The organism is Raoultella sp. T31 (assembly GCF_002806725.1).
Lineage (GTDB): Bacteria > Pseudomonadota > Gammaproteobacteria > Enterobacterales > Enterobacteriaceae > Klebsiella > Klebsiella electrica.
In genome coordinates this window covers 116,790-130,911 of sequence record NZ_PIBO01000012.1, presented here as the reverse complement: position 1 = coordinate 130,911, position 14,122 = coordinate 116,790, and the positions used below count along the sequence as shown (strand labels likewise).

Annotated in this window: 13 protein-coding genes and 1 pseudogene; 9 read left to right on the top strand and 5 right to left on the bottom strand. The window is 56.4% G+C overall.

Annotated elements, in window-relative coordinates:
* Nucleotides 1-355 precede the first annotated feature (355 nt).
* Nucleotides 356-1,780 (bottom strand): exodeoxyribonuclease I, encoded by a 1,425-nt coding sequence (gene sbcB / locus CWM52_RS11265; protein WP_100684188.1) that lies wholly within the window; start codon nt 1,778-1,780, stop codon nt 356-358.
* 110 nt (nt 1,781-1,890) lie between these two features.
* Complete coding sequence (locus tag CWM52_RS26770) at nt 1,891-2,061, bottom strand: hypothetical protein (RefSeq protein ID WP_224742592.1); 171 nt, start codon at nt 2,059-2,061, stop codon at nt 1,891-1,893.
* On the opposite strand from CWM52_RS26770, the gene dacD reads away from it, so the two are divergent.
* The 5 genes from dacD (at nt 1,991) to cobT (ending at nt 6,641) form a co-directional block, all read left to right on the top strand.
* A complete protein-coding gene (gene dacD / locus CWM52_RS11260) occupies nt 1,991-3,127 on the top strand; it encodes a serine-type D-Ala-D-Ala carboxypeptidase DacD (protein ID WP_227699433.1) in 1,137 nt (378 codons plus the stop codon). The genes CWM52_RS26770 and dacD overlap by 71 nt on opposite strands.
* Nucleotides 3,128-3,273: 146 nt before the next feature.
* A complete protein-coding gene (gene sbmC, locus CWM52_RS11255; RefSeq protein ID WP_100684183.1) occupies nt 3,274-3,747 on the top strand; it encodes a DNA gyrase inhibitor SbmC in 474 nt (157 codons plus the stop codon).
* A gap of 112 nt (nt 3,748-3,859) precedes the next feature.
* On the top strand, nt 3,860-4,918 hold the full coding sequence (locus tag CWM52_RS11250; protein WP_100684182.1) for an FUSC family protein: 1,059 nt from the start codon (nt 3,860-3,862) through the stop codon (nt 4,916-4,918).
* Between the two features lie 168 nt (nt 4,919-5,086).
* On the top strand, nt 5,087-5,422 hold the full coding sequence (locus CWM52_RS11245; RefSeq protein ID WP_100684181.1) for a DUF496 family protein: 336 nt from the start codon (nt 5,087-5,089) through the stop codon (nt 5,420-5,422).
* A gap of 160 nt (nt 5,423-5,582) precedes the next feature.
* Nucleotides 5,583-6,641 carry a nicotinate-nucleotide--dimethylbenzimidazole phosphoribosyltransferase gene (cobT, locus tag CWM52_RS11240; protein WP_100684180.1) on the top strand — a complete coding sequence of 353 codons (1,059 nt, stop codon included), beginning with the start codon at nt 5,583-5,585 and terminating at the stop codon, nt 6,639-6,641.
* A 43-nt stretch (nt 6,642-6,684) separates the two neighbouring features.
* On the opposite strand, the gene CWM52_RS11235 is transcribed toward cobT, so the two are convergent.
* Nucleotides 6,685-7,794, bottom strand: coding sequence for an adenosylhomocysteinase (locus CWM52_RS11235; RefSeq protein WP_100684179.1), 1,110 nt, complete (start codon nt 7,792-7,794; stop codon nt 6,685-6,687).
* 200 nt (nt 7,795-7,994) lie between these two features.
* Between CWM52_RS11235 and CWM52_RS11230 the strand changes: the two genes are divergently transcribed.
* A complete protein-coding gene (locus tag CWM52_RS11230) occupies nt 7,995-8,726 on the top strand; it encodes an HPP family protein (protein ID WP_100684178.1) in 732 nt (243 codons plus the stop codon).
* Between the two features lie 29 nt (nt 8,727-8,755).
* Nucleotides 8,756-9,179: pseudogene (locus tag CWM52_RS11225) on the top strand (LysR substrate-binding domain-containing protein); the annotation flags it as partial.
* Here the strand turns inward: CWM52_RS11225 and CWM52_RS11220 are convergent.
* Nucleotides 9,172-9,912 carry a lipoyl protein ligase domain-containing protein gene (locus tag CWM52_RS11220; RefSeq protein WP_100684177.1) on the bottom strand — a complete coding sequence of 247 codons (741 nt, stop codon included), beginning with the start codon at nt 9,910-9,912 and terminating at the stop codon, nt 9,172-9,174. The pseudogene CWM52_RS11225 and the gene CWM52_RS11220 sit on opposite strands and share 8 nt — an antisense overlap.
* 44 nt (nt 9,913-9,956) lie before the next feature.
* A complete protein-coding gene (shiA, locus tag CWM52_RS11215) occupies nt 9,957-11,279 on the bottom strand; it encodes a shikimate transporter (RefSeq protein WP_100684176.1) in 1,323 nt (440 codons plus the stop codon).
* Between the two features lie 291 nt (nt 11,280-11,570).
* Between shiA and CWM52_RS11210 the strand changes: the two genes are divergently transcribed.
* Nucleotides 11,571-12,068: a molybdopterin-dependent oxidoreductase gene (locus CWM52_RS11210; RefSeq protein ID WP_100684175.1), complete on the top strand. Its 498-nt coding sequence runs from the start codon at nt 11,571-11,573 to the stop codon at nt 12,066-12,068.
* A gap of 10 nt (nt 12,069-12,078) precedes the next feature.
* Nucleotides 12,079-14,001, top strand: a complete 1,923-nt coding sequence (locus CWM52_RS11205) for a putative bifunctional diguanylate cyclase/phosphodiesterase (protein WP_100684174.1) — start codon at nt 12,079-12,081, stop codon at nt 13,999-14,001.
* Nucleotides 14,002-14,122: the final 121 nt, after the last annotated feature.

The window sequence follows — 14,122 nt, the reverse complement described above, 5'->3', positions numbered from 1 at the left end:
TCCCCGGGTTGCGACGCACAGCGTCTTACCCGGGCTACAGGCTAAACAACGTTCCTGGGTTGTGACGCGCGGCGTGTTACACGGGCTACAGGCGGAACAACGTTCCTGGGTCACGACGCGATGCGTCTTACCCGGGCGACGGGCGGAACAACGTTCCTGGGTTGTGACGCGCTGCGTCTTACCCGGGCTACAGGCTAAACAACGTTCCCGGGTTGCGACGGACTGCGTGTTACCCGGGCGACGGGCGAAACAACGTTCCCGGGTTGCGACGCGATGCGTCTTACCCGGGCTACGAGCCCTGTCATCGTTTGTAGCCCGGGTAAGGCGTCAGCCGCGACCCGGGAATTGCCGCAGGTTAAACAATTTCCTGCGCGTACTGCCACAGCGCCTTCAGCTGCGCCAGCTTCTCTTTATCGTCCGCGTACTGCTGATACAGCATCTGCAACTCATCGGCATAGGCCTGCAAAAACGCCGGCGTAAACACCTCGCGACGATGCTCTAACCAGCGCTGCTGCTCGGCCTCGTCAAGGCTGCCGGGGAAGTTGCGGGCGCGGTAGTTGAACAGCAGACGCTCTATCCGCTTGTCGGCAAAGGTAATATCCAGCGCCGGCAGGTTGCGCGGCTCGGTTTCCAGCACAATTTTCATCGCCGCGCGATCGGCATCGCTGAAGAAGCCGTTATAGAGCTGAGTGTCGACGTTGTCGGAGGGAACAAACGGCTCCGCTTCGGCGAAAATAGCCACCGCTTTTTCCCGCACCTGCGGATGGTTGCGCAGCAGCTGCAGGTTATCCAGGCAGCGCTGGCGGTTAATCCCCAACCGGTCGGCATCCTGCGGGCGCAGCGTATTATCCTGGGCCAGCACCGGGCATTTATTGAGATGAACCAGCTTAACCGGCACCGCCGCCAGCTCCCCCAGATCGGCCTTTGGCGTGTACAGCCGCTCGCGCAGGGTATCGGCATCCAGTTCCAGCAGCGGCGTCATATCACCGGCCAGATCGACCATGATCACCGCATTGCGGTTATCCGGATGCCAGGCCAGCGGCGCTACCAGGCTGGTGTTGCCGCGCGCCGCGCCGAACATGCCGGAGACATGGACCAGCGGCTTCATTTGCGGAACGTCGATCAGCGTCGCCAGCTTGCGCTTATTGCGATGGCTGTAAAGATAGTCAAACAGACGCGGTTGCCGGGCTTTGACCAGTTGCGCCATGGCGATGGTGGCGTAAACGTCGGCCATCGCGTCGTGGGCATTGCTGTGTTCAATGCCGTTGGCGACGGTCAGATGCTCAAGGCGAAAGCTCGGCAGGCCGTCCTCGTTCTCCGGCCAGTTGATCCCTTCCGGGCGCAGCGCATAGCAGGCGCGCATCACATCCAACAGATCCCAGCGAGAGTTGTCGTGCTGCCAGCTCCAGGCGTAGGGATCGTAAAAGTTACGATAAAAAATATTCCGGCTGACTTCATCATCGAAGCGCACATTGTTGTAGCCGACGATGCAGGTTTTCGGCACCGTGAACAGATCGTGAATCCGGCGGGCAAAGGCGGCTTCGTTGTCGCCTTTGGCGTTCGCCTCCTGCGGGGTGATCCCGGTTACCATCACCGCCTGCGGCTGCGGCAGATAGTCGTCGGCCAGTTTGCAGTAGAAAACCTCCGGTTCGCCGATGATATTCAGCCCGGCATCGGTGCGAATGGCGGCGAACTGGGACGGACGATCGAGCGCGGGGTGGGTACCGAAGGTCTCATAATCGTGGAATAAAAATCCGGGCTGGTTGGCGCTATCTTGCATAATCTGTTCATTTTCCATGGTGGCTGGCACCCGTTATGGTAAACGATTTACCTGGGCATCAGAAGGGCGTTGGCCGCGCGATGCCTCCGGCGTGTCATATTTTCTTGCAATTAATCCCTGATTTGAAAGGAGAACTTCCGTAAAAAGGACGGCGAATCTGTCAATTTAGAGGATATGCCGTTGAAAGGCCGTTTTTTTATTGCTGTCACTTTGCTCGCTTCGAGCGTTTCTTGCGCATTTGCTGCCAATGATTTGCCCGTCACCGTGCCGCCACCGTCCATTCAGGCGGGATCCTGGGTACTGATGGATTACACGACCGGCCAGATACTGACTGCGGGGAATGAACACCAGCAGCGTAACCCTGCCAGCCTGACCAAACTCATGACCGGATATGTCGTCGATCGCGCCATCGACAGCCATCGCATCTCCTTTGATGATGTTGTGACCGTTGGCCGCGATGCCTGGGCCAAAGGCAACCCTGTTTTCGACGGCTCGTCGCTGATGTTCCTTAAGGCCGGCGATCGGGTCAGCGTTCGTGATTTAAGCCGCGGCCTGATCGTCGACTCCGGTAATGATGCCTGCGTGGCGCTGGCCGACTATGTCGCTGGCGGCCAGCCGCAGTTCGTGGCCATGATGAATGAGTACGTAAAAAAACTGCATCTGCAGGATACTCACTTTGAAACCGTGCATGGCCTGGATGCGCCGGGTCAGCACAGCTCGGCGTATGATCTTGCGGTACTGTCGCGGGCGATCATTCACGGCGAGCCGGACGTTTACCACATGTACAGCCAAAAAAGCCTGACGTGGAACGGAATTACCCAGCAAAACCGCAACGGTCTGCTGTGGGATAAGACCATGAATGTTGATGGGCTAAAGACCGGGCATACCTCCGGCGCCGGCTTTAACCTGATTGCCTCCGCGGTGGATGGCCAGCGGCGCCTGATAGCCGTAGTGATGGGCGCCGACAGCCCGAAAGGGCGCGAGCAGCAGGCGGCTAAGCTGCTGCACTGGGGCCAGCAAAATTTCGATACCGTTCAGGTGCTGCAAAAGGGCAAGAAGGTCGGTAGCGAGCGGATCTGGTACGGCGATAAAGAGCAAATCCAGCTGGGCACCGATCAGGATTTCTGGCTGGCGCTGCCGAAGTCGGAAGTGTCACGTATTAAAGCCAAATACGTGCTGGATAAAAAAGATCTCGAAGCGCCGATTGCCGCGAATCAACGGGTCGGGGAAATCTCACTCTATGATGGCGACAAAGTGGTCGCCCACTGGCCGCTGGTGACGCTGGAAAGCGTCGGCAAAGGCGGCGTGTTCTCGCGGATGAGCGATTATCTGCATCACGCGCTGTGACCGCAACGCCCCGTCCGGGGCGTTTTTTTGCCTCATTTTTCGTTCCCCCGCATTGGCCACTCTGTGAATCAGCGCACATACTGATGTGCATCACCTGGCTACAGTATATGTACATTTATACAGTTACTATCACTGGTGGAGGCACGATGAACTACAGCGTGAAGTCCGTCGGCAAACGTACCATTGCCGGTTTTCATAGGGTGGGGCCCTGGGATCAGACCGTTAAACAGGGTTTTGAGCAGCTCATGGCGTGGGTCAGCGGCCGTCAGATTCCGGCACAGGAGTGGGTGGCCGTCTACTATGACAATCCCGATCAGGTCCCGCCGGAGAAGTTGCGCTGCGCTACGGTGGTCACCGTGGCCGACGATTTTGTCGTTCCGCCCAACAGCGAAGGGGTCATTATCACTGAGATTGCGGGGGGAGAGTACGCATTCGCCAGCGCGCGGGTGGAAAACCACGACTTCTCGACGCCGTGGCTGGCGTTCTTCAATAGCCTGGTGCAGAGCAAAGAGTATCAGCTGGCGGCAAAGCCCTGTTTTGAGGTCTATCTCAACGACGGCAATCAGGACGGCTACTGGGACATCGAAATGTATGTCGCGGTCGAACGGGTGGAGAAATAAGCGCTTACCCCTTCTGTGGACAAGGTTTTTTACATTAGCGTACAGCTTACGCTGAAAAAGCAGTTACAATTGGCCTTTGCTTCCTGCCGCCGTTTGCTTGCTGGAGAGGTTTGTGCGCGCTGATAAATCACTTAAGCCTTTCGAAATCCGTCTGTATCGCCACTATCGCGTGGTGCATGGTATTCGAATTGCTTTGGCCTTTGTCCTCACTTTTTTACTGGTTCGTTTGCTGAATGTTCCGGAAGGGACGTGGCCTCTGATCACCCTGGTGGTGGTGATGGGGCCGATTTCATTCTGGGGTAACGTAGTACCACGCGCCTTTGAACGTATTGGCGGCACTATCCTCGGCTCGGCGCTCGGGCTGGTCGCGTTAAAGCTTGAGCTTATCTCCTTACCCGTGATGGTGCTGTGGTGCGCGGGGGCGATGTTCCTCTGCGGCTGGCTGGCGCTGGGCAAAAAACCGTATCAGGCGCTGCTCATTGGCATTACGCTGGCGGTCGTGGTCGGCGCGCCGCCCGGGGATATGCACACGGCGCTATGGCGAAGCGGCGATGTTATCTTTGGCTCCCTGCTGGCTATGCTGTTTACCGGCATCTGGCCGCAGCGGGCGTTCCTGCACTGGCGAATCCAGATGGCAAATTACGTCACCGCCTTCAACCGCCTGTATCAGGCCGGATTCTCCCCCAATCTGGTGGAAAGACCGCGGCTGGAAAAACATCTGCAAAAAGTGCTTAACGACGTGGTCAAGATGCGCGGGCTGATTACGCCGGCAAGCAAAGAAACCCATATCCAGAAAGCTATCTTCGAAGCCATTCAAACCGTGAATCGTAACCTGGTCTGCATGCTGGAACTGCAGATCAATGCATACTGGAGCTCACGTCCCGGTCATTTTGTGATGCTCAACGCCCACACCTTGCGCGAAACCCAGCAGATGACTCAGCAAACGCTGCTGACGATTGCGCATGCGCTGTATGAAGGTAATCCGCAGCCGATTCGCGCCAACACCGAAAAACTTAATGAGATCGTCGCCGAACTGCGCGAACTCATGAAAGAACATCAGGGAGATAGCCTGGCGGAAACCCCGATCCACGGCTACGTCTGGCTGTCGATAGAACTGGCGCGCCAGCTTGAACTGCTGTCGAATTTAATCTGCCGGGCTTTGCGTAAATAAAAACCAGATGCACGCCATTTGCCCACAGGTTGCTTCGATTCAGCAGCATTTAGGGGTATGATAAACATAAAGGAAAAAACATTGTCATCCGCGGCTGCTAACAGTTATGTTAGCCCTATATAGCAGTCGCTTTAGCGAATCCGAATCTCAAATATTAGGGGTGTAAAAATGGAAACAACTAAGCCTTCTTTCCAGGACGTACTGGAGTTTGTTCGTCTGTATCGTCGTAAGAACAAATTGCAGCGTGAAATTCAGGACGTTGAGAAAAAGATCCGTGATAACCAGAAGCGCGTACTGCTGCTGGACAACCTCAGCGATTACATCAAACCGGGCATGAGCGTTGAAGCTATTCAGGGCATCATCGCCAGCATGAAAAGCGATTACGAAGATCGTGTTGATGACTACATCATCAAAAATGCCGAACTGTCCAAAGAACGTCGTGACATTTCCAAAAAGCTGAAAGTCATGGGCGAAGCGAAGGCCGAAGAGAAGGTCGAAGAGTAATCGCATCGCGTCTGCCCGGCGGCGGCTCTCGCCGTCGGGAATGATCCCCTCTCTGGATTTATCTCCTTCCCCCGGCGGCGAACCGCCACGCCAGCTTTCACGCGCGACGGCGTTCACCACGGGCAATGGCAAATCACCTGCAAGTGCTACGAGGAACATGATGGACAATCTTTCGGCCTTCATCGCCGACATTCCGCTGCCGGACCGCGCGGCGATGGCTCAGGCGCAACAACATCTGGATGGTTTATTAAAACCGCCGGGCAGTCTGGGACGGCTGGAGGCGCTGGCAGTGCAGCTGGCCGGAATGCCGGGGCTGCACGGCCAACTGCAAGTGGCGGAAAAAGCGATTGTGGTGATGTGCGCCGATCACGGCGTCTGGCATGAAGGTGTGGCTATCTCGCCGCAGGCCGTCACGGCGATTCAGGCGATAAACATGACCCGCAAAAATACCGGCGTCTGCGTGCTGGCGGCCCAGGCGGGCGTGCAGGTGCATGTGGTTGATGCCGGTATCGACGCGGATCCGATCCCTGGTCTGGTGGATATGCGAGTGGCGCGCGGCAGCGGTAATATCGCCCGGACGGCGGCCATGAGCCGGGAACAGGCGACGGCGCTGCTGCTGGCCAGCATCCGCTATACGCGAGAACTGGCTGCGCAGGGCGTACGCGTATTCGGCGTTGGCGAACTGGGGATGGCGAACACCACCCCGGCGGCGGCGGTCGTCAGCGTGCTTACCGACAGCGATGCGCAGGATGTGGTCGGCATCGGCGCTAACCTGCCGGTATCGCAGCTGGGACACAAAGCCGATGTCGTCCGTCGGGCGATTGCGGTCAACCAGCCGCAGGCCGATGATGGTCTCGACGTGCTGGCGAAAGTGGGCGGATTTGATTTGGTGGGGATGACCGGCGTGATGCTGGGCGCCGCCTCCTGCGGACTGCCGGTTGTGCTGGATGGCTTCCTCTCCTATGCCTCCGCACTGGCAGCCTGCCGTCTGGCTCCGGGCGTGCATCCGTATCTGATCCCTTCGCATCTGTCGGCGGAAAAAGGGGCACGTATCGCGCTGGAACATCTGCAGCTGAAGCCCTATCTGGATATGGATATGCGGCTGGGAGAGGGCAGCGGCGCCGCGCTGGCGATGCATCTTGTGCAGGCGGCATGCACGGTATTTAACGACATGGGCACGCTGGCGGAAAGCCATATTGTCCTGCCGGAAAGCCGCTAAGCCGGACTCAGGGCGGCCGCTGTCGCCCTGAGTTTTTGCGGATTTACAGCGCTTTTTGCCAGACGCTTTGCGGCAGCAGATAGACATCGGCTTTCGCGTTCATACCGTCCGTTACAATATGATGAATCCCGCTGGCCATCACGGCCAGGGTGACGTCAAAGGCGTTCAGGCTGTCACCAAATCCCGCGGTCAGGTTCAGCATTGAGCCGTTGGCCATCAGGTAGACGGTTTTATCGCCCACCCGGTACGCATTGATATACGGCATCACCTCGTCGTGGCTGAACTGACGCAGATAGCCGCAGTCGATCTCTTCCGCAACGTGGCCGACATTGAGAATAAATACGCCATCTTTGGCGTTATCCAGCGCCGCGCTATTGACCACTTTCTTCGCGCCGGTTGCCGTGGCGACCACATCGGCCGAGGCGATGGCATCCTGTAAATCCACAACATGCCAGCCATCATAGGCTGCCTGCAGGCGACGGGCGGGATCGATTTCTGCCACCATCACCTGTCCGCCAAAGGCTTTCGCTGCGGCGGCAACGCCTTGTCCCACCAGACCGTAGCCAATGACCAACACTTTCTTCTCATGCAGCGTCAGGTGAGTGGTCTGGAAGAAGGTATGCCAGGCCGTGAGGCCCACCATGTGGCGGTTATGCAGTCCCTCTTTAACCGGGAGATCGTCCCAGTTAAAGATAGGGTAGCCGGGACGAATATCGCCCAGGCGGCTGACGCCGGAGCCGGTGGCTTCCAGACCGGCGACGATGTGGCCAAATTCACCGCGCTGGTGCAGCAGGGTGGTGAGATCGGCGCCCATTTCGCACAGGTGGGTAGGATCCCAGGCGATCGCTTTTTCCCAGGAGTGCTGCCAGTCGGCATCGCTCATGTCGCGCCAGGCGCAGGCCTGTGCGCCGCGCTCTACCAGCCAGGCGACAACCTCATCCTGCACGGTGGTGGGGTTACAGGTGGTCAGAAAGACTTTCGCCCCTTTCTCCAGAATCCCCTGCACCAGCGGAATCATTTTCATATCCAGATGCATACAGCAGGCCAGTCGGACATGGCTCAGATCGGGAAGGGCGGCGACCTGACGCAGCGTGCGCGGCATATTCTGGCTGGCCCATGCCACGTCTTTCACTAAATTTGTCTTATTATTCACTGTATTGTGACCTTCAATCCGTAGAGTGGGTTAAATCCCGGTGGGGAAATGATTCTAACGTAGTGTTCCGGGATCACATAACGGCGGCGTACCGCTAAATTCCGCGGGGAAGTCACCCTGCGAAAGATATGGTTGTTAAAATATGGTTAAAAAATGAAAATAAAATATAAGTTATTCCTATGACGTGAGTGAGCCGTTCGATGTTAAGCGTTTTACCGACCGCACTATTCTCGCGGGTGCGCATTTTTCTTGGACGATTAAAGCCGCATGCGCTGCCCGTTGCCGGAAAACATATCCTTCTCGGCTCGTTAGGTGCCGGTACGGGGCTGGCCGTCACCAGTATGTTCAGCCACTGGCTGCTGGGTGAAATGAATCTGTGGTTTATCGCGCCGATGGGGGCCTCCGCGGTGCTGCTGTTCGGTGTACCGAATAGTCCGCTGGCGCAGCCGTGGTCAATCGTCGGGGGCAATGTGGTGTCGGCGCTGATCGGCGTGACCGTCGGGATGTGGGTGCCTCATCTTGCCCTGGCCTGCGGTCTGGCAGCCGGACTGGCCATTGCCGCCATGTATTTCCTCCGCTGTCTGCATCCGCCCGGCGGCGCCGTTGCGCTGACGGCGATCCTCGGCGGAGCGGGCGTCCACAGCGCGGGATACCACTTTGTCCTGACGCCGGTACTGCTCAATTCAATGATGCTGGCGCTACTGGCAATCATCTTCAACAACCTCGTCGGGCGGCGCTATCCTCACTCTCTGGCGGCTGAAGAGGTCAAACCTAACGTCGTGCCGCTGGGGATCCCGGTGACCCGCGAAGATATTCATGCCGCGCTTCTCGACGGTCAGTTCCTTGATATTGATGAGGATGACGTGCAGGAACTGCTGGAAAATATCGAGCAAAAGGCGCGAAGGCGAATGGCAACCGCGCCGAAAGCATAACGGCACGGTGCCGGGAGGGTTACAGCTCTCCGGTTATATACTGGGCGACGCTGATTGTCGCCTCGGCAGAGTATATCCACCGCTTTGGTCGCCCGGACTCGCCGGAGACGTTGCGCCACCATCAGTGCCTGACCTATCCGCGCGGGACGCAAAGCCCGCAGTGGACGTTTGAGTCCCGCGAGCAACCGGCTGAGTGTCAAGGTTCATGGCCCGTTCGCCACCAATAACAGCGAATCGCTTCGTGATGCGGTGCTGGCAGGGCTGGGTATTGCGCTGTTGCCTGATTTCAGCGCCCGGGAGGCCATTGGTCGCGGGCTGGTGCAGGAGTTGCTGCCAGGCTGGCGGCCGGTTGAGGTCTTTGCGCCAAACCCGTATGTCATCCGGCCCTATGCCCCGCGCGTGTTACGCGCGGTCGAGACGTTCAGCCACTATTTGAAGCACACCTTCAACTGAAAAGCGCCAGCTGTTCTGTCAGCGCCTGGTGAAAGCGGGGAAGCAAGTCTGTTTCGCCGGGCAGCAGTTGCGCCAGGGTTACGGTCTTATCAGCACGATAGACCCGGCCGCTGTTGAGGCGCGCTTCAAAATCATTCGCGGCCTGATGGGCGCCGATCAGATCGGTGTCCAGCAAAATCACCGCATGAGCAAGCACCACATGTCCTTGATCAGCGGCCAACGGCCGCCAGTACTGGGCGGTGCCGACAATTTTGCGGGCATGGTCGCCCTCGCCGCAGGCCAGGTTGTAGCGCCCGTCGCAAAATGACCCCGTCACCGCCTGATAATGACTCCCGACGCCAAACGTCGCCAGCGTGCGCTGAAGGAGCCCGCAGAGCTGTAGATAAATAGGTTCTGCCGCTTCGCCCAGCGGCTGCGTGACCGGCCAGGCGAGGCTGAGATTGATAATTCCGGGGCCCTGTGGGACCAGGCCGCCGCCGGAGCGGCGCAGCCACACTGGCCAGCCGCGACGGGAAAAAAGCGCGCTGACGGCGCTGAGTTCACTGAATTTGCGATAGCTGCCGGGGACCACCAGCCCTTGCGGAGCCTGCCAGATCTGCGCCGCCGCTTCGCCACGGCGAGCTTGCTCAAACAGCGGCTGTTCGGCCAGCGTCGGGTCAGGGCAGTAGCGCAGCGGCAGCGGTTGAGGATGAAACTGTGCCGGCCAGCAGGCCGGGCGGTTGTCCTTGATCATAAGGTCTCCATCTGCGCGGCGGTTTCCCGCCGCGCACCACGCCATCAGGCGCGAGGGTTCTTTTTCATCAACATGGCGGTGACGGCGGAGAGCAGACAGCCGCCGGTCAGGTAAATCGCCACGCTGTGCCAGGCGCCACCGGAGAAGGCGACTAACGCCGCGGCAATAAAGGGCGTAAAGCCGCCGCCAATGACGCTGGCGACCTGATATCCGACGCCAGCCCCGCTATAACGATAGCTGGCGCCAAACATCTCGGTGAACATCGGTTGCTGAACGCAAACCACCATGTCATGGGAAATATTAGCCAGCATCAGGGCGAAAAAGAGGATCCAGAAGTACGACTGACTTTCCAGCGCCATAAAGAACGGGAACGCGCAGAGCGTGCCGATGAGCGCGCCGGTAATGTAGATCCGCCGATGGCCAAAGCGATCCGCAAGCCAGGCGAAGCAGGGGATCGTCAGACAGCTAATCCCGCCGACCAGCAGACCAATATTCAGGAACAGCTCACGCGGCAGGCCGAGATTCTGCGTTGAGTAATTCAGGGCGAAGGCGGTGACAATATACATGGTCAGCAGTTCGCACAGACGCAGGGCGATAATCAGTAAAAACGCGCCGGGATGACGGAACAGGGCTTCGACCACCGGCAGGCGCTTTTTGGCGGTCTTTAGATGGGCCTCCTGCTGCTGATGTTCAAATTCAGCTGATTCAGCCATACCGTTGCGGATCCACAGCGCGACTAACACCAGCACCACGCTGAACAAGAACGGCAGGCGCCAGCCCCAGCTGAGAAACTGCTCGTTGGTGGTGTTGGCGCTGATCAGCGAGACCAGGCCGGTGGAAAGCAGCAGACCCACGCCGTACCCCACCTGGACCCCGCTGCTATAGAAGGCTTTTTTATTTTTGGGCGCACTTTCTACTGCCAGCAGCGCCGCGCCGCCCCATTCTCCACCGACGGCGAAGCCCTGAATAGCGCGTAGGGTGACGAGCAGCACGGGTGCCCACCAGCCGATTTGATTAAAAGAAGGGAGCAGACCGATGCAGGCGGTCGCAATTCCCATCATCCAGACGGTCATCATCAGCATTCGTTTGCGCCCAAGGCGATCGCCGAAATGACCGAAGATGATACCGCCGAGGGGGCGGAACAGAAAACCGACGCCGAAAGTGGCAAAGGCGGCCAGCGTGCCCATTGCCGGGCTAATCTGCGGGAAAAATTCGCGGTTAAAAACCAGGGCGGCGGTAATGCCGTAGAGTAAAAAATCGTACCAGTCAACCACGGCGCCGGCAAAGCTGCCCCAGGCAGCTCTTCTGGCGCGATTGAGTGAGCATGTCTCCCTGCCGGGGCGGGAGGAAATAAGCGTTGAGTCCATACCTGTCCTGTCTGTTGCTGTGTTTATCATTATTGGAATGAGACGCAGTCCTCGCGGCGTCTGTATAGAGACTACCGCGCCACCGGATGAGAGAAAAGATTTTTACCGAAAGTACTGCTTTAATGGTAAAAAATGTGCTTTTTATCGTCAGGCGTAAACATCGGTTCAGAGTGTTCTGGAAAGAGAGAATATTTTTAATCGAGAACCTCACAACCCGCTGCTGACGTCTTTTAAGAATTGGCCTTAATGGTTTACAATTAACTTATCTCCAATTCCTGAATGGTGAGCTAAATGCGTCTACTTTTCGCAGTTTTATTTTGTGTTATGGTTTTGCCTAATGCTTTTGCAGAAAAACTGCCTGCCCCAGTCGGGAAGCCTGTTTTAACCATTTCCGGCTTGATTGGAAATACAAATGCAGGCGATAGCGCGGTGTTTGACCTGGCTGGATTAGAAAAACTGGGGATGGAGACGATTGTCACCACCACGCCCTGGTACTCAGGAAAAGTGCGCTTTGATGGCGTTTCCCTTAGCAAACTCATGGATTTAGTCGGTGCCAGGGGGACAACGGCCAGGGTCATTGCCTTGAACGACTATACGACGACGGTCCCGCTTGATGATTTTCGCAAGTTCCCTGTTATCCTCGCGCTAAAATTAAATGGCGAATATATGCACATCCGTGATAAAGGCCCTTTATTTATTGTTTATCCGTACGATAGCAGCCCTGAACTGCAAAACCAGGTTTATTATTCCCGTTCGGCGTGGCAAGTTTCAAAAATTATCATAGAGTAAGGGTTTGATCTTGAATCGAATACTTACTGGAATTATTTTGTCGCTGTTCATCATCACCGGATACATTATGTATCTGGTGCATGAGCGTCAAAGTGAGTTGCAGAAATTAACCCGCTATACGGATACCTGGTCAGTCTCCCAGGTGGTTTCCGAGTACATGCGGCTGGAGTCGTGTTTAGGCGCATACGCGCTTGGCGTGGAGAGTGCTGACCACGATCAGGTCCGTCTGCGCCTGGATATTATGTTGAGCCAGGTGGAGCTGTTGCAGCAGGGCGACCTGGGGAATTTTATTCATAAAGATGCCGGGCGCCAGGCCACCGTCGATCGCCTGAACAGTATTTTGCAGCAGCTCGATAGCGGGCTGGATAAGATGACACCTGCCCAGATTAAGGCGGTGTTAAGCAAAATGAGAGAGATTGACGGCCCGATGACCTCGCTTGCCTCCACCTCGCTGGTGCAGGGGATTGACGTGGTTAATCATACCCACGATAAAATTCAGAATCTGTATTATATCTATTCAATTATCTCCATCCTGTTGATTACAACCTGTATTACGCTGGGGCTGTTGATGCTGCGGCAGAATAACAATCTGCGCCGCGCCCACGTGCGAATGAAACTGCTGGCCGACGATCTGCAGTTATCAAAAGAGAAACTGCAGGTGCAAAACCGCCGCCTGCAGTACGATGCCTACCATGATTCGCTGACCGGTATGCCTAACCGGCTCTCCTTCTGGCAAAAGTTGCAGGAAATCGTCAATCAGGTCAGGCCTTACGACGGTTGTGCCGTGGTGATGCTGTTCGACCTCGATAATTTTAAAGAAGTCAACGATACCCTGGGCCACGATTCCGGCGATAAACTGCTGCAGGAACTGGCCAGCCGCCTGTCGTTTTTCCGTAAAACCGCGGAAACGCTCTATCGTCTGGGAGGCGATGAGTTCGCGCTGATCTCCTGCGACCTGAGCGAAGAGATGGCGCTGGAACGGGCGATGGTGATTCGGGAAAAAATCATCCAGCCCTATCAAATCTATGACTCGATGATCAACATCGATGCCTGCATCGGCATCGTGCTTTCCGATCGCGAAACGCGTACCGATTATTTGTATAAATGCGCCGATCTTGCGCTGTATGAGGCGAAAAAAGAGGGCCCGGGCACCGTTAAGGTCTTCCGTCCCGCTATGCTGCAACGTCTCCAGGAGAATAAATCGTTTGAGGATGACCTGCTGCAGGCGCTCGATAATGATGAATTCCGGGTTTATTACCAACCGATAGCCGATACGGTCAGCGGCGAAATTTACGGTTATGAAGCGCTGGTACGCTGGTTCCATCCGATACGTGGCCTGGTTCCGCCGAGCACCTTTATTCCGATAGCCGAGAAAACGGGCATGATAAACGCCCTCGGCGAGTGGGTGCTCAGCACCGCCTGCGAAGAGGCGGCGCGCTGGTCATCGCCGCTTAAGGTCTCGGTAAACGTCTCGCCGATTCAGTTGATTAACTGCTCGTTGACCGAGGTGATTGTCAACGTATTGCAAAAAACGGGTCTCGATCCGCATCGTCTGGATCTGGAAATTACCGAGTCGGATGTATTCAATGAAAACACCCGCTCCTTAGAGATCCTCAGCCAGTTGCGCGAGCTGGGGATCCAGATTTCGATTGATGATTTTGGTACCGGCTACTCGTCATTGTCGCGGCTGAGCTATTTCCCGTTCGATAAGATAAAAATCGATCGCTCGTTCGTGATTAATATTCCGCAGCAAAAAGACGATCTCGATATTGTGCGTTTGATCATCAGTATGGGGAAAAGTTTGCATATGTGTATTGTCGCCGAAGGTGTCGAAACAGAAGAACAACTCCAGTCGCTGCAACAATTAGGTTGCGATCTGGTTCAGGGTTATCTGATTGGTAAACCCGGGCCCCTGAACACGCCGCTAAAATAAATTATCTGCGCTCCTGTCTTATTGCGGATCTGACTCATCAGATCCGTCCATCTTTATATTTAAACAAAACTAACCCTTATTGAGTATTAACAGGGGTAGAAAATTATCCTCTCTAAAAATA